Below are 15,659 nucleotides of genomic sequence, written 5' to 3' on the forward strand. Positions count from 1 at the left end.
CACTCACAGCACAGTCCACCCCGGGCAATACAGATTACGTGTGTCGAAGTCATCGACGTTGAACCAGCGCTTGGGCGCCACCACGAGCTTGTGCGGCTGCGGATTCAGCCACGCGCCCCACCAACTGAAGCTGCTGTTGGCCAGGATATGGTGACGACAAGCGCTCATGAGCTGCATGTCGCGGAAGCTGTGTTCACCACGGTTGTGGTCGATCACGATCATAGGCGCAGGGAGCTTCAAATTGGCCCGCACCCAATCGGGGTCGTCGGAAAAAACATAAAAGCGGGGTTCGCGCGTGCGCTCCATCAGCAGCGCGACGGCGCGCGGGTAATAGGCCGATAAATCCACGCCATGCACACGGCGAACGACCGGATCCTGGACGAAGTCTCCCCTCCTCACGTGCAGGGAGACGCTTTCGCATGCCGCCATCTCCGCGACGATCTGCCGGTTCCTCTCCTCCAAAGGCAGCGCAAAGCGAAAGGCTGCGCGCACGGCGTCCTGATATTCCGAAAAGTACCGTTCAGACTGCCAGTAGCCGTCGAGATACGCCTTCGGACCCAGCGCCTCAAACCCAGGCCAATAGTGAAAATGCGGCTCCAGGGCATAGCCTTGCGGCAGCAGCCAGCGCAGACGTCTGCGAGCGAGCAAGCGCCGCACGAGCGGATGGGAAAAACTTCCAAGCACCTGCCGCATCTCCGAAGGGGCCACCCGTGGCAGCTCGATGTCGAACACCCGGTGTAGTTCCAATCCCTGGTGCAAACGCACACCATCGAACCAATCGAGATCAAAGCGCAGCGGCACACCATGCCGAAGCGATAGCGCCAGTCCCGCCGCGTATTGGAACATCTGGTTGCCCAAGCCGCCGCACAAACGAACGATGACCATGGATTGTCATCTTAACTATTTCAAAGATCGTTATTATCTTAACTTGACATTCAGCATACAAACCCTGCCGACGTCCGCAGATTCAGGTAGCTAGTCATTACGCCGGTCACTCCCCTTACAAACAACACAACCGCTGTAAGCTACCCACCGTGTCATCATTCTGCCCTGCTCAGGTCTGGGCTGCTGCTGCCACGACTAGGATAAGCAACGCAAACTCCAGGCGCTCTATCGGCATGACTGCTAGGCAGTGCTCTAGGACTAAATCAGCACCCCATACCACACAGTTGCCGCTGCTCCAAGGGTTAGCGCTCCCCCATGACCAGTAACTCCGGTTCTCCTGCAGCTGCCACTTCAGTTCTATGGCATCCTGCATTCATCGAGATGCCGTTGCAGCGACTGCCCACGTGGGATTGACGAGAAGCAATCCTGCAAAAGCCAGGAACGTGTTAAGCAATGCAACGAGTGCGTACTCAGCTGATGGCAAAAGTGCGTCACCACAGCGAACCGACCAAGCGCGGTGACTATCTTCAGCATGCGTCCAACAGTCATGAACACAGCTTTGGTTCTGCTCATGGGGCATAACGCTTGAGCACCGATATGATTCCACCGGCCACAGTCCCGGCAAACTGCTCGACCGAAAAACGCTGCGCGGCTTCAGATTGGAGAAAATCGGCGATCGCGCGCTGATAGGCCAAGTAACGGTCCTCCGGCATCGTCCGCAGGTGGTCGTAGAGGTCGGCGTAGGAGGCGAAACGCCGCCGGTCGATGAAGCAGTCCTCGGGAATGTAGTCCGTGACATCCTCTGCGCCCCAATAGACCGGGACATTGCCAGCGCAGAATGCATCGAAGATTTTCTCGGTGATATAGCCGCGCAGCCCCGCGACGTTTTCATAGACGAGCGAAAAGCGCGCCCGTTCGAGCACCGGCGCCTTGGCGGGTATGGCGCCCCGCCATGAGGGAAACCAACGCACAAGTCTGGGCAACCTCCTTTCGATCCGATGAATGACTCCACCTAACCGAGTCGGGAGTCGTGGTGACAAATCCCACCCTGGGCCATAGAGCGCAAAATCCTCTGGCGCATGGCGTTCGAACCAGCGAATCGCCCGCACCCGCTCCCGATAGAGATCCTTGGCGGGTCGCCAGACGGGCAACGCTTTGTTGGCGGCGATCATGACGAGAAGTTGGGGCCGCTCTCCGTAACCATCCACGATGCCTTTACCCAAGGGGTGCGCCAACTGAATTTTGATTGCCAGCCCCTTTTCCACCAGCTCCGGCATCCACGTGAACACCCCCTGGTAGCGGCGCAACCGGTGCTCATCGACATTGGGCGGATGCACCAGCCCGCATTCCGTCAGGATCGCAAAGGTGGGAACGGCATGCTGGGTCGCATGGACGTTGACGTGAATGACGAAATCCGGCTTACGGCCGTGGAGATCATCCGCGGCCAGCAGCTCCCAACCCGCTGCCCGAAGTGCATCACGCAGCGCCAGCCAAGGGCGGCTTAACCCGTCACGCGTGCTCGCGTCGAGAAATGCTGCCGCGGAACCGCCACTATAGGAGAGAGCACCGAGCAGCGCTGCCGAAGGGAAACCAGAAACAGCGCTCATCACTCACTCCGCCGCGACATGGGGGAGATGAGGTTTTTTTTCGCCACCCAACTCTCCCAAACGAATTCGTAGTTCCACATCTCGACATGAGTTGCGGATAACTTTTCCCGAATCGCTCGCCTGCGTTCATTTGCATTCGGAACGAAGTGATGAAACTGGATCTGGAGGAAACGCACATGATTGACCCATCCCGTAGTGATCAGGGTATCCAGAAGATCGTATTCCCCCCCCTCAATGTTGATTTTCATCAGATCGACATTGTGCACCCCGAGCGCCTCCAGGGCCTTATCGACCCGTCTCAATTGCGCAAGCCTTTGCGGTTGCGGAGTCGATAACTCTCCGATGAAAGAGGAGCCGTCACCTTTGATCTCAATGGGCCGGTTTGCATCCTGGGCGCCCAAACCATAGTTATGAATTTCAATCTTTGGGTTGGCAGCGAAGCGTTCAAGGCATTGGCGGTAGTATTCCTCCACAGGCTCGAAGACCAAAACCCGACAGCCGTATCGGCTGTGGATCGCATCGGCGAAATCGCCCAAATAGCCTCCGATGTCCACCACTGTGCTATGAGCGGTCAATGGATAATTGAGTCGCAACGTCTCATCGCCCTTATCCTTGAACCAGCGTCTTACCTCAAGGAGGAAGGGGTCGCGTCGGATATATAGACCATAAAGCCAGCGAAGCCGCGCCTTTATCGCACGCACGGTTTCCCTCATTTCACAGGTTTCTCACACTCGACATTCAGGCTGATCAGAATCCCGTTTTCCTTGTCCATGTGGGGAATATAAGCCTGCGAAAAATCGTCCACATGGGCATGCTCGGTCTCCCGCCAGTCGTAATGGCGGACGTTGACAAATCCCGCCTCGGTGAGGTTGCGGGAAAGCGAGTCGAAATCGAAGACGTTGTAGTGGATGTTGTAGAGATAGTCCTGCCGTCCGAACAAGGGGCCGATTACGAGATCGAGCTTGCCGAAGCGCCGATAGACTTTGCAAATCTGGGCGAAATCGGGGACGGAGATGCGCAGCACACCGCCCGGTTTGAGCACCCGATGCCATTCCTTGAGAACGCGGGGTACGTCGCGCCGCTTGAAGTGTTCCAGCACATGGCAGTTGTAGATCAGATCGACCGAATCGTCCGCGATGAACGACAGGTTGTCGATCGTGGCGACGTGATCCACATGGGGATAGTCGATGGCGTCGATGTGCACGAAGCCGGGGATATGGCGCTTGCCGCAGCCGAGGTGGAGTTTCATGAGCGTGTCCTCTTTGCATTCAAGGCTCGGCGACCGTTTTCCTGCCGAATCTCAGCAGGGAGCAAGGTTTTCACGATCCGGGCGGGTACACCAGCGACCAAGACGTCCTCTGGCACATCCTTCGTTACAACCGCTCCCGCCGCAACGATGCTGCGGCTGCCGATTCTAACCCCCGGAAGAATGATCGCACCTGTGCCAATCCAGACATCGTCGCCGATTTCTACGGACCGGTTGATGCGGACCGCTGCAATGGGCAGTGCAGCAGGATCGTGCGTGGGAGTAACGATGCGGATGTAAGCCGCGATGGCGCAGTGTTCGCCGATGTTGATGTGGCCTTGTGACGAAGCCCACAGGTAAACGCCGGGACCTATCGAGGTGTCGGCACCGATGCGGACATGCCGCGGCCATTCAACCCCTACCCCCTTAGAGAGTAGTGCACGCGGCCCCAAGTATCCCAGCCGCAGACGGAAATAGGCCATACGGATGCCCATGAAAGCTTCCCTCGCAAAGGCAAAGGCGTACGCGATTGATTTCGCAAAGGTCATCTTATCAACTTTGTAAGCTTTATAGCACAGTGTATCATCATAGTGTCTGCTCCCAACCCGCTAAGGGGGGCGAGCGTCTAGGGATTAGATACTCAGAGATTGCAGCCCCACTCTCAAAGTGTCTTAGGCAGAGTTCTGTGCTATCTATGTTGACTTATTGACTGACCAGAAAGATCGATGTTGTCCTGAGGAAGGGGGCCCGTCTCTTAGTGTTTTGGTCAATGTCGTCAGGATCCAGTACACTGACTGGCATCAAGCTTCTTTGGCACCAAGGTCATGACTCAAACAGCGTGGTTAGAACTGGTCAAATCAGTGAGTGAGCAGGGCGTCCAGTTACCCACCGGCGGACTGAAAATTGGCCGTGCCCCTGATAACGACATTGTTCTCAACGATCCTTCTGTTTCCCGCCACCATGCTTACTTTGGATGGCAAGAAGGGAGAGTACATTTAACTGATCTTGGCAGTAAGGCAGGTACCCATCTCAATGGCCAGCCAGTCGTGCCCAACACTCCTATTCCTCTAGAAAATGGTGACTTAATCACGCTTGGCAACTCAGCAGTGCGGTTTCGCCTGGTTTGGCAGTATCAGGAATATCAGCCCGGCACTCTCGAGGTGGGTAGGCCTACTGAAGTTCCTGTGGTTGAAGTTCGCACAAAAACGTGGCGACAACGTTGGGGATTAAGGGAGCAAACTAGTCTTTTGGGAACGCATCCTGGCTGCGATGTCGTGGTGGATACTCCTGAACTGCTGCCCTGCCATTTGAAATTGCGCTTTGTCGATCAGCATCTTCAGGTCACGGATCTCAGTGATCCACAGCTAGCGACGCACCCGTATTTGGGAATCGGGGAAAGCTATGCTCTGACAGAGTTTGTCACTCTCACCTATGTAGGACGGGAGTTGCCTGATTGCATTGATACCCAGCGCCATGCCGTTGCCTTTAGCCCAGCAACGGAGTTGCGTTTGATGGGGACAGCAACCCTGTTGGCGACTCCTGAGTCAGGTCAGCCAGATACAAGCTCCACTGTTCCTGTGAAGACAATTTCTTTAGTGGGCTACAACACGTTCACGATTGGCCGCGATCCTAGTAATGATTTAGTCATTGAGCATCCGACAGTCTCGCGTCACCACGCCAAAATTGAGCGCCGCAATGGCGATTTAATTCTCACGGACTTGGCATCCAGCAATGGCACGTTTGTCAATGGGCATGAGGTAGAAACATCCACACTGCTGCGGGTGGGGGATAGCATCCGCATTGGCAGCGATCGCCTGGTCCTCAATGCCGATGAGACTCTCACGCAGTATGCTGAATCCGGTCACCTGCGCCTGGATGCCATCAACCTCACTAAGGTGGTGGGTAAGGGGACGCGAATTCTCCACGATATTTCGCTGTCAATTATGCCCAAAGAGTTTGTGGCCATTCTGGGTCCCAGTGGCAGCGGTAAGTCAACGCTCCTCGATGCCCTGAGTGGATTGCGGCCAGCAACGACGGGTACAGTACTGGTAAATGGCACAAGTTTTTACCGCAATTATCGGCTCTTTCAAGGGCAAGTGGGCTATGTGCCTCAGAAAAATATCCTCCACGAGGAGCTGACAATCGCTCAAGCACTGACATACGCTGCCAGGTTACGAATGCCCCCAGATACGACACCGGCGGAACGCCAACAGCGGGTGACTGAAGTGTTGACTGAACTGGGGCTGACCCATCGTCGGGATGTTGCGATCGCCCGTCTCAGTGGGGGTCAACAGCGGCGGGTATGTATTGGCGCAGAATTGCTGACCCAACCGAGTCTGTTCTTCCTCGATGAGGCCACCTCTGGCTTAGATCCAGGAACTGAAGCTGACATGATGTTCCTGCTGCGACAGTTGGCAGATGGGGGGCACACCATTCTCATCATCACCCATGCCACCCAAAACATCCGGGAGTGTGATCTAGTGATCTATTTGGCGGAGGGCGGACGGCTGGCCTACTTTGGACCACCGGATCAAATGTTGCCCTATTTCCGCGCCACCTTCGGCGATCGCTTCAGTGACATGAAGTTAGAGGATTTTTCAGGCATTTACCGCGCCCTGGATAAGGAAAAGAATCCCAATGCCCCCACCCCAGAAGAGCTAGAGCTAGCCTACCGGCGATCGCGCCTCTATCAGGAATATGTTGTGGGACGCCAACAGGCGCTGGCTTACATGCCCGATGAAAGTCAGCGGTCCCCCAAGGACAAATCCCGCCGCAGCAGTGAACCCAAAGCCAAGATCTCCCCCTGGCAACAATTTCTGATTCTGAGCCACCGCAATCTCACCATCCTCAGTCAAGATCGCATCCACCTGTTGCTGACCCTTTTGATTGCTCCCTTGCTCGGCAGCCTGAGTTTTGTCTCTTGGCGGCGGGATCTGTTTAATCCCGAAACGGGGAATGGGGGTCAAGCCCTGACGATGATTTTTGTCACCAGTCTCATTGCGGTAATGATCGGTGCGATGACAACAATGCGCGAGTTGGTCAAGGAGGTAGAAGTTTATCGGCGGGAGCGGTTGGTTGGCCTGCGGCTGTTGCCCTACCTTGGCTCCAAGGTGGCGATCGCCCTTGGTCTGGCCCTTTATCAAGCGGCCACCTATCTGGCGGTAACAAAACTAGCAGTGGATTTACCGGGAGATTGGGGTGTCACCTTTGCTATGTACCTCACCCTCGCCCTTGCCATTTTTGGCGGTATGGCGATGGGCCTTTTGGTGTCTGCCCTTGCCCCTAGCCAAAACATTGTGCCCCTGCTGGTGCTGATGTTTTTAGTGCCACAAATTATCTTTAGTGGTGGTATTCAGCCCGCCTCCACCTTTGGATTACCGGGGCAGATCATCAGCCATCTGACAGTAATTAAATGGCCCTTTGAGGCGATGGTAAAGCTCACGGGTATGGGGGATGACATTGCCAATGACCCCTGTTGGCGGGAGCCAGAGGAAGAGCGGCAAAAAATGACCGAACAGATGCAGCGGCAGTTTTGTCTTTGCTATGGCCCGGGCCTCTTTCAAACCTGCAACTTCCCCGGAATTCGCTCCAAATACGTACCCGCCGTGGATGCACCCGCACCGCCGCAGCCAGAGCCTCCCGGCGATCCCCCCAATGATCCGGCGGCGCTCCAGGACTACCTCCGACGGCTGCAAGCCTATCGGGCGGCAATGGACGAGTGGGAAGTAAAATACGCCGAGTGGAATCGCCAGCGCAGTCGCGCCATCAATGAAGCGCAGGGCACTATCAGTCGCTTCCAGCGGGATCAAGGGTATATGTTTACTGTGGATGTGCAACGCCATTGGCGGAATCAAAGCCTTCTCATCTTGGCAATGCTAGTGGCTTTACCCTTCTGCCAAAAACGCCGTGACTTTGGCCGTTGAAATACTGCAAGCTTTTAGGCCAAATTTTTTAGTGATTTTTTAATCAATAATGGATAAAGTCATCCGCCGCCGTTTTGTCTTTACAATCCTATGTCCGCCCCCAATCTGCTGCTGATTGATGGCCATTCCTTGGCCTTTCGTGCCTACTACGCCTTTAGCAAGGGGCGAGACGGGGGCTTGCACACCTCTACGGGGATTCCTACCAGTGTGTGTTTTGGCTTTCTCAAGAGCCTCCTAGAGATTCTGGAGCAGCAGCAATCCCACCATGTAGCCATTGCCTTTGACTTGGGGGGACCAACATTTCGCCACGCCGCCGATGAAAACTACAAAGCAGGTCGCGCCGAAACCCCGGAGGACTTTATTACCGATATTGCCAATTTGCAGGCCCTGCTGCGGGCCCTGCGTTTGCCCCTATTGAGTCAGCCGGGCTATGAAGCGGATGATGTAATTGGTACGGTGGCTCACCGCCTGCGATCCCAAGGGTGGCAAGTGTCCATTGTCAGTGGCGATCGCGACCTCTTTCAATTGATTGATCGCGAGGGTCAAGTCCAGGTCTTGTATCTAGGGAATACCCTTGGCCAGCGCAAACAGGGTCTGGAGGCCTTTGATGCCCTCAAGGTTAGGGAAAAAATGGGGGTTTGGCCAGAACAAATTGTGGACTATAAAGCCCTCTGTGGCGATGCCAGCGATCGCATTCCCGGTATTAAGGGCATTGGCCCCAAAACCGCTGTGCAATTGCTGAGTCAATACCCCACCCTGGAGGACATTTACGCCCACATCCATGAGATCACGCCCCCCAGCCTAAGAACCAAGCTGATCAATGGGGAGGCGGCTGCTCGCCATTCCCGTACCTTGGCCCAAATTGTCCACGATGTCCCCTTGGAACTCCCCCTGGAGGACCTGCATCTGAGTCCCTTTGACTGGCCAGCGCTGGAGCACCTGTTAGATCAGTTGGAGTTTCGCGCCCTGCGAATGCAACTTCAGGACTGGCACCGACGCTTGGGGGGTATACTCCCCGATTTAGAGACTGACTCAGAGGAAACGTGGTTTTTTGCGGCCACGGATACCCCCCCTCCCTTGAATGTGCAACTCATTGAAACGCCCGAGCAGCTGCAATGGCTGATTAGCCAGTTAGAAACCTGTACAGAGGCGAATCATCCGGTGGCTTGGGACACAGAAACAACGGCCTTGAACCCCCGCGATGCTGCCCTGGTGGGCCTGGGTTGCTGTTGGGGAGCCGCTCCTGATCAGGTGGCCTATCTGCCCTTGGGGCACAAAGCGGGCCAGAACCTCCCCCTGCAAGAGACCCTGAGCGCTTTGCGACCGATTCTTGAGGGCGATCGCTACCCCAAAGTCTTGCAAAATGCTAAATTTGACCGCTTGGTGTTGCGCTTTCAGGGGATTCAGCTGCGGGGCGTAGTCTTCGACACAATGCTGGCGAGCTATGTCATTAATCCTGAAGCCAGCCACAACCTTAAGGATCTGTGTCACCGCTATCTGCCCCTCCAAGCCCAAAGCTACCGCAGTCTTGTCGGCAAAGACCAAACCCTTGCGGATCTATCACCAGCCACGGTAGCCCAATACTGTGGCCTCGATGTCCATACCACCTATCTTCTCAAGGAGAAACTAGAGGCAGACCTGACCCCCCGCTTGCGGCAACTGCTCCTAGAGGTGGAATTGCCCCTCGAACCCATTCTGGCGGAAATGGAAGCTACGGGCATTCGCATTGACAGTGACTATTTGCGGCAACTCTCCCAAGAACTCGAACAGCAACTGGCAGCCCTGCAACAACAGGCTTGGGATGCCGTAGGACAACCCTTTAACTTGGCCTCCCCCAAGCAACTGAGTGAACTGCTCTTTGGCACGTTGGGGCTAGATACGAAAAAGACCCATAAAACGAAATTGGGCTATTCCACCGATGCCGCAACCCTTGAAAAACTCCGGGGAGATCATCCCGTGATTGACCTCATTTTGAGCCATCGCACCCTTGCCAAGCTCAAATCCACCTATGTTGACGTGTTGCCCACGCTGGTGCGTCCAGACACAGGCCGTGTTCATACGGAATTTAACCAAGCGGTGACTGCGACCGGTCGCCTCTCGTCCTCCAACCCCAATCTGCAAAATATCCCCATTCGCACCGAGTTTAGTCGGCAAATTCGACGCGCCTTTATTCCAGAGCCGGGCTGGCTACTGGTGGCAGCCGACTATTCCCAAATTGAGTTGCGCATCCTCGCTCATCTGAGTCAAGAGCCTGCCCTGCTGGCGGCCTACCAAGCGGGGGCGGATGTCCATCGCCTCACGGCGCAGTTTCTCTTCGAAAAAACCGATATTAGTTCCAGTGAGCGTCGCCTGGGCAAAATTATTAACTTTGGTGTCATTTACGGGATGGGCCCCCAGCGGTTTGCCCGCGAGGCCGGCGTGAGTGTCGCCGATGCCAAAGTGTTTATTCAGCGGTTTTACGATCGCTATCCACGGGTCTTTGACTATCTGCGGCAAATGGAACGGCTTGCCCTCAGCCAAGGCTATGTGGAAACGATTTTGGGACGGCGGCGCTACTTTGCATTTGAGAGTCGCGAATTACAATCCCTGCGGGGCAAGCCCTTGGAAGTCTTAGCCGATGTCGATCCCAGTAAACTAAAGATGAGCAATTATGAGCGGGGACTCTTGCGGGCGGCAGCCAATGCCCCCATTCAAGGTTCCAGTGCCGATATTATCAAGTGTGCAATGGTGAAGCTGGCACCCTTGTTGCCGTCAGAAAAGGCTCGCCTGCTGCTGCAAGTTCACGACGAATTGGTGTTGGAGATGACCCCTGAGGCGTGGGAACACCTGCAAACCACGATTCCTGAAGTGATGAGTACGGCGGTGCCCCTGAGTGTGCCCCTGGCGGTGGATATTTACGCAGCGGCCAACTGGCTGGAGGCCAACTAGGTTTGTTGAGGCGGCAGCAACACCCCTGGCAAGTGTCCTTTTGGCCAATTCTTCTCTGCCTTCTTGTGGGGGCGATCGCCTGCTGCTGGCCTGCTGATGCCCAAACAATTCGCCCCTACATTGACCGTGCCATGGCTCAAATTAGTGAATTCTATCTTGACAATGGAATGCACTTCATTGTCATGGAGCAACACCAAGCCCCGATTGTGTCGTTTCTCACCTATGTGGATGTGGGGGGCGTGGATGAACCCGCAGGCCAGACGGGTGTCGCCCACTATCTCGAACACTTGGCCTTTAAGGGTACCCGCCGTATTGGCACAACGGATTATGCTGCCGAAAAAGAGAAACTGGCCCACCTGGATCGTCTCTTTGAGCAACTGCAAGCTGCAACCGATGAGCGGCAACGTCAGGCATTGATCACAGAATTTGCGGCTGTGCAGCAGGCGGCCGATCGCTATGTGATTCACAATCAATATGGCCAAATTGTCCAACAGGCTGGCGGAGTAGGTCTCAACGCCACCACCTCCGCCGATGCCACCCGTTACTTTTACAGTTTTCCCGCCAACAAATTGGAACTGTGGATGTCCCTAGAGTCAGAACGCTTTTTGGAGCCCGTCTTTCGCGACTTCTATCAGGAAAAAGCCGTCATCCTTGAGGAGCGGCGACTGCGCACAGAAAATTCCCCCACAGGGCAGCTTTTTGAGGCTTTTTTGGCCACGACCTTTCGGGAGCATCCCTACCGCCGACCCGTCATTGGCTACCGTGAAGACATTCAAAACCTGCGCCGCGCCGATGTGGAGCAGTTCTTTCGCCAGTATTACACCCCCGAGAAAATGACAATGGTGTTGGTGGGAGACGTGGATCCGCAACAGGTTAAGGAATTAGCCACAGTTTATTTTGGTCGCTATCCCAGGGGGACGGGCAAGACCACAACCATTCCCCCCGAAGCACCGCAAACAGCCCCTCGCCAAATCACCCTCCAATTAGCAAGCCAGCCCCTCTACATCGAAGCCTATCCCTGCCCACCCCTGCGCGAGCCTGCCTATCTGACCTATGAAATTTTGGCTCGCCTCCTCACTGGCGGTCGCACCTCCCGTCTCTATCGTTCCCTGGTTCTTGAGCAAAAACTTGCCCTCAATGTGCAGGCCTACGTGGGGTTTCCGGGTAATAAATACCCCAATCGCTTTCTCATCTATGGGGCGCCAGCTCCGGGGCAAACAACGGCTGCCCTGGCCGCAGGCATTGCCCAGGAACTCAAGGCACTGCAAACTACCCCCGTGACCCCAGTAGAATTGGAGCGGGTGAAAACGCAACTGCGGATGGAGCTGCTGCAAAACCTGATGTCCAATGAGGGCATGGCCAAACTCTTGGCGGAGTATGCCGTAAAGGGGGGTGGCTGGCAACAACTCTTTACTCGCCTAGAGGCAATTAATGACATTACCCCGGCCGATATTCAGCGGCTGGCTCAAGCCCTGAAACCTGAGCAGCGAACTGTGGCGCAGATTCAAACCCGTCTATGAAATCCCTTTGGCAGGAATGGCTGGGGGCGATCGCCTTCTACACCTGTTTGCCCATCTCCCCTAGCTGGCCAATTCAGTTGGCGGGGGCAGCCAAGTGGTGTCCTTGGGTGGGGATTGTGCTGGGGGGAATGCTCTGGGGAGTGCAGTGGCTGCTGGATTTTTTGCAGATTCCCTCCCCAGTGGCGAGTGTGGTGCTGGTGGCCCTTTGGTTGGCACTGACGGGCGGATTGCACTTGGATGGGGCGATGGACACTGCCGATGGTTTAGCTGTCAGGGATCAACAACGGCGTCTTGAGGTGATGGCAGATAGTCGAGTAGGGGCTTTTGGCGTCATGGCCGCAATTGTGATCCTGCTTTTGAAAGTCACAAGCCTAAGCAGTCTGGCAAAGGGCAGCGTCTTGGTTTGGGTATTGGTGGTGGGGCGCCTCGCTCAGGTGTGGGCGATCGCCCGCTATCCCTACTTGAAACCCCAGGGCACGGGTCAGATCCATAAAACCAGTGGTGTCTTTCCCCGCGATTTTTGGCCGAGTGGTTTACTTGTGCTCTTACTCAACTTCCTGCTGCCGCTGCCCCTTGGGCAATTGCTTTTTGGTCTGCTTTTAATTCTCTTGATCCCTGCATGGTTTCAGTGGCAGTTGGGGGGTCACACGGGGGATACCTACGGTGCCGTGGTGGAGTGGACGGAAGCCTTGATGCTGGCTGCCTTTACGGTTGGATCAGCCAGTTGATCGGGTAGGGCCACAGCCACGGTGATGATGCCCAAAACCTTGTATCCTGCCTTGCGCAATACGGTGGCGGCGCTGCGTGCCGTTGTTCCCGTTGTATAGATGTCATCGCACAGCAATAGCCAGCGTTGTCGCTCCAGACCGTGCCCAAGGCAAAAGGCATTTTCCAGATTGGCCTGGCGTTCTGTCAGGGAAAGGTGAAACATCGACTGGGTTGGCCGTTGGCGGATTAATCCTGCTGGGGCAAGGGGTAGCTCAAGGGCACGGCAAAAACCCTCAGCAATGAGCGCCGCTTGATTAAAGCCGCGGCTTTTCAATTTGTCGCGATGGAGGGGAACAGGCACAATCTGGAGGGGAAGGCGTTCGACGATCCTCGATTCTAACCAACTCAAGGCCAGCCATTGGCCAAAAAGGGCACCCAGCTCCGGCTGGTTGTTGTATTTCATGGTGGCGATCGCCCGCTTGAGGTCTTGCTGATAGTACCCCCAAGGAAAAAGGGGCAGACTGCCCCGCCAGTAGCGTTGCCGTTGGCGCACTTCCCATGACCTCAGGCGCCGGACACAATCCCTACAAATCCTTTGGGGACTTGCCCGACCACAACAGGAACAGGGCTGCTGCACTAAAAAGGAGGTCAGCGATCGCCACACTAGGGCACCCCCTATGGGCTAACAGTAAGCACTAATATCCTCATGGCACTCATTTGCCAAGTAGCAAAGGGCGCGGTAGCGCAGCACCATCAGTTCCTCATAGAGGGGATTCAGGTGGCACAGCGGCGGAATGTGAATGTGCCATTTGGCAACCACAATATCGCGTTCAAAGGGACACTGGGCCGGGATCAAGCGGCACAGACGATGGGCAAGCTGGCGATCGCGCACTTCCAGATGCTCTAGCCACTGCCGTACCGGCCACAGGATCGTGCGGAGCAGACGTTGCCCCAACGTAAAAATCATCATCAACTCAACACCTCAACTCAATCATTGAAGTTGGCAGCGCATTGAAGTTGGCAGCGCTCAATTCCCTTCCCCACCTTTTCAGAAGGGAATTGCAATCACTTAAAATGATGTTTTAAGAAGAGCAAACTTGTCGCTGCCTCTTATGGCAAAAAGGTGGTTCTGATTCACTTTGGATCATCCCTAGCGAGGCGCGACACCCCAGACAAATCTCAATGAAAATGGCATCACGATAGACAATCTCCTTGTTTCAGAGTTGTTTCAGAGAGATTTAGTAGTAGTGGATACATTGTTGAATTTAATGATGATCCTGTATCCATCCTTATTCTAGTGACTCCTGTTGAAGTTGACGATGAGGTTTTCCGAAAAGTTGCCCTTATAGCCACTGAAGTCCGCGGCGGCCACTTCAGATGCAGAAATTATAGCCTTGGAATTCAAAGGATGAGGGGGCATCATGCCAACCGCAGGTGAGTGCTAATCACAGCCTACTAGCACACATCCCCCTTCCTAAGCTAATCTGCAATTAGAGTCTGGCATTGGGGAGCACTGGTATGTTTAAGAACATATTGATTCCAACGGATCTCCATGATGGCCTCCCCAAACTCACCCACTACCTTGAGGCACTGCAAACCGCAGGTGCCCGCAAATTGATCTTTTTCCATGCCCGCCCCATAAACGAGGATGGGGATAAGCCTCGGCTACGGGAGGAAAAGCTGCAACAGGCGCGTGAGTTACTCAAAATTGACCCCACCAATGTGCCAGCCGATTTTAAAGCAGAGGTGATCATTGAAAATCGCCGCCCCGCTGATGCCATTCTGGACACCGTTGAAAAACATCACATTGACTTGGTACTGGCTAGCCGTCCCGTCCGCAATCTATTGGATGAGAAACTCTTTGGCAGTACAACCATTGAGGTACTGCAACGGATTAAAGTCCCAGTCATGATTATGCGCCCGCACCTGTTGTGGGTGATGACCACCGCAGAACTGAATCTCCGCTGTCAAAATCTCTTTCGTCATCTCCTTGTCCCCTACGACCACAGCCCCTCAGCCCAGCACCTCGTCCAAAAACTGCGGCAGGGTGTCCAACAGCCCGGTCAAACGAGCATTGCTTCCCTAACGTTTTGCTGGATTATTAGTGATGCGGGTCAAAGGGAGCTGGGGATTGCTGAGGAGCGCCCCAAGGCGGAAAAAATCCTGGCCCAGCTAAAGCAGGAATTCACTGGCTATGGCCTGAGCGTTGAAACAGAGATTCGCTTTGGCAGTCCGGTTGTGGAAGTCCAGTTGGCAGCTCAATATCGGGACATCTATGGAATTGCGGTTTCCTCTAGTTCCGTTGGTAAAATTTGGGAATTATCAATCCCCAGCTTTGCCGGGGAAATCATTCGCCGTTGCCTCTTTCCTGTGATCTATTTTCCGCCCGCTGGTCGCTAATAGATTAAAGCATGGGGCAGCAAAACTACCCCAAGGAGTTTAATCGGGAGCTAAGACCTAGCTAATCGTCACTTCGCGGGGTTCCTCAGGAGCAGCGGCCTTTGCTGCTTTTTGCTCCATCATTTCCGAGCGGGCTTCGGCAACCAAGTCCTGGAAAGACTCACTGGCTTCAGCGATCGCCGTCTGGGCTTTCTCATAGGTTTCAAAGGCCCACATCAAACCTGATTTTGCCGCATTGCGAGCTTGCTCTGCCAAGTTGTGACCGGTCATTGAGTCAACAGCACCCACAACAGGAGCAACAGCAACAGCACCAACCCCAAGGGCAAGCACGGCGAGTGGTTCTAAACCAAGTAACAGGGCTTCAAACTCCATTCTGCGGCATCCTCCAAAGAAAGAGCAATGATAAGTACATCGCACCTATGATAGCAAAGGTGCAGGGAGG

General features: G+C 54.9%; 13 protein-coding genes. 5 read left to right on the forward strand and 8 right to left on the reverse strand.

What is annotated here, in order from left to right:
* Positions 1 to 3 precede the first annotated feature (3 nt).
* From Q0W94_RS09745 to Q0W94_RS09765, 5 genes are all read right to left on the reverse strand, one after another.
* Entirely contained in the window at positions 4 to 885 is an 882-nt protein-coding gene (locus Q0W94_RS09745; RefSeq protein ID WP_297758432.1) for an alpha-1,2-fucosyltransferase, read from the reverse strand.
* A gap of 569 nt (positions 886 to 1,454) precedes the next feature.
* Positions 1,455 to 2,492 (reverse strand): glycosyltransferase family 10 domain-containing protein, encoded by a 1,038-nt coding sequence (locus Q0W94_RS09750; protein WP_297758434.1) that lies wholly within the window; start codon positions 2,490 to 2,492, stop codon positions 1,455 to 1,457.
* The gene (locus Q0W94_RS09755) at positions 2,492 to 3,205 is read right to left on the reverse strand and encodes an FkbM family methyltransferase (RefSeq protein ID WP_297758437.1); all 714 of its coding nucleotides are present in this window, start codon (positions 3,203 to 3,205) and stop codon (positions 2,492 to 2,494) included. Before Q0W94_RS09755 ends, Q0W94_RS09750 begins: the two co-directional genes overlap by 1 nt.
* Complete coding sequence (locus Q0W94_RS09760; protein WP_297758441.1) at positions 3,202 to 3,741, reverse strand: methyltransferase domain-containing protein; 540 nt, start codon at positions 3,739 to 3,741, stop codon at positions 3,202 to 3,204. Before Q0W94_RS09760 ends, Q0W94_RS09755 begins: the two co-directional genes overlap by 4 nt.
* Complete coding sequence (locus Q0W94_RS09765; RefSeq protein WP_297758444.1) at positions 3,738 to 4,286, reverse strand: DapH/DapD/GlmU-related protein; 549 nt, start codon at positions 4,284 to 4,286, stop codon at positions 3,738 to 3,740. Before Q0W94_RS09765 ends, Q0W94_RS09760 begins: the two co-directional genes overlap by 4 nt.
* A gap of 276 nt (positions 4,287 to 4,562) precedes the next feature.
* Here Q0W94_RS09765 and Q0W94_RS09770 point away from each other — a divergent pair, with 276 nt between their 5' ends.
* From Q0W94_RS09770 to cobS, 4 genes are all read left to right on the forward strand, one after another.
* Entirely contained in the window at positions 4,563 to 7,661 is a 3,099-nt protein-coding gene (locus tag Q0W94_RS09770; RefSeq protein WP_297758448.1) for an FHA domain-containing protein, read from the forward strand.
* A gap of 90 nt (positions 7,662 to 7,751) precedes the next feature.
* Positions 7,752 to 10,589: a DNA polymerase I gene (gene polA, locus Q0W94_RS09775; RefSeq protein WP_297758450.1), complete on the forward strand. Its 2,838-nt coding sequence runs from the start codon at positions 7,752 to 7,754 to the stop codon at positions 10,587 to 10,589.
* A gap of 32 nt (positions 10,590 to 10,621) precedes the next feature.
* Positions 10,622 to 12,109, forward strand: coding sequence for a pitrilysin family protein (locus Q0W94_RS09780; protein ID WP_297758452.1), 1,488 nt, complete (start codon positions 10,622 to 10,624; stop codon positions 12,107 to 12,109).
* Complete coding sequence (cobS, locus tag Q0W94_RS09785) at positions 12,106 to 12,837, forward strand: adenosylcobinamide-GDP ribazoletransferase (RefSeq protein ID WP_297758454.1); 732 nt, start codon at positions 12,106 to 12,108, stop codon at positions 12,835 to 12,837. The genes Q0W94_RS09780 and cobS overlap by 4 nt, the downstream gene beginning before the upstream one ends.
* Here cobS and Q0W94_RS09790 read toward each other — a convergent pair.
* Together Q0W94_RS09790 and Q0W94_RS09795 are read right to left on the reverse strand one after the other, a co-directional pair.
* Positions 12,768 to 13,370, reverse strand: coding sequence for a ComF family protein (locus Q0W94_RS09790; RefSeq protein WP_297758458.1), 603 nt, complete (start codon positions 13,368 to 13,370; stop codon positions 12,768 to 12,770). The two genes, cobS and Q0W94_RS09790, sit on opposite strands and share 70 nt — an antisense overlap.
* A 129-nt stretch (positions 13,371 to 13,499) precedes the next feature.
* Positions 13,500 to 13,787, reverse strand: a complete 288-nt coding sequence (locus tag Q0W94_RS09795; RefSeq protein ID WP_297758459.1) for a Mo-dependent nitrogenase C-terminal domain-containing protein — start codon at positions 13,785 to 13,787, stop codon at positions 13,500 to 13,502.
* Positions 13,788 to 14,335: 548 nt separating this feature from the next.
* On the opposite strand from Q0W94_RS09795, the gene Q0W94_RS09800 reads away from it, so the two are divergent.
* A complete protein-coding gene (locus Q0W94_RS09800) occupies positions 14,336 to 15,217 on the forward strand; it encodes a universal stress protein (RefSeq protein WP_297758461.1) in 882 nt (293 codons plus the stop codon).
* A gap of 57 nt (positions 15,218 to 15,274) precedes the next feature.
* Here the strand turns inward: Q0W94_RS09800 and Q0W94_RS09805 are convergent, their stop codons facing one another.
* On the reverse strand, positions 15,275 to 15,589 hold the full coding sequence (locus Q0W94_RS09805; RefSeq protein ID WP_297758464.1) for a DUF5132 domain-containing protein: 315 nt from the start codon (positions 15,587 to 15,589) through the stop codon (positions 15,275 to 15,277).
* Positions 15,590 to 15,659: the final 70 nt, after the last annotated feature.

The sequence above is a fragment of the Thermosynechococcus sp. genome, assembly GCF_025999095.1.
Classification (GTDB): domain Bacteria; phylum Cyanobacteriota; class Cyanobacteriia; order Thermosynechococcales; family Thermosynechococcaceae; genus Thermosynechococcus.

Coding starts and splice junctions, on each gene's coding strand:
- Q0W94_RS09745 (WP_297758432.1), bottom strand. CDS start 885: ATGGTCATCGTTCGTTTGTGCGGCGGCTTGGGCAACCAGATGTTCCAA.
- Q0W94_RS09750 (WP_297758434.1), bottom strand. CDS start 2,492: ATGAGCGCTGTTTCTGGTTTCCCTTCGGCAGCGCTGCTCGGTGCTCTC.
- Q0W94_RS09755 (WP_297758437.1), bottom strand. CDS start 3,205: ATGAGGGAAACCGTGCGTGCGATAAAGGCGCGGCTTCGCTGGCTTTAT.
- Q0W94_RS09760 (WP_297758441.1), bottom strand. CDS start 3,741: ATGAAACTCCACCTCGGCTGCGGCAAGCGCCATATCCCCGGCTTCGTG.
- Q0W94_RS09765 (WP_297758444.1), bottom strand. CDS start 4,286: ATGACCTTTGCGAAATCAATCGCGTACGCCTTTGCCTTTGCGAGGGAA.
- Q0W94_RS09770 (WP_297758448.1), top strand. CDS start 4,563: ATGACTCAAACAGCGTGGTTAGAACTGGTCAAATCAGTGAGTGAGCAG.
- polA (WP_297758450.1), top strand. CDS start 7,752: ATGTCCGCCCCCAATCTGCTGCTGATTGATGGCCATTCCTTGGCCTTT.
- cobS (WP_297758454.1), top strand. CDS start 12,106: ATGAAATCCCTTTGGCAGGAATGGCTGGGGGCGATCGCCTTCTACACC.
- Q0W94_RS09795 (WP_297758459.1), bottom strand. CDS start 13,787: ATGATGATTTTTACGTTGGGGCAACGTCTGCTCCGCACGATCCTGTGG.
- Q0W94_RS09800 (WP_297758461.1), top strand. CDS start 14,336: ATGTTTAAGAACATATTGATTCCAACGGATCTCCATGATGGCCTCCCC.
- Q0W94_RS09805 (WP_297758464.1), bottom strand. CDS start 15,589: ATGGAGTTTGAAGCCCTGTTACTTGGTTTAGAACCACTCGCCGTGCTT.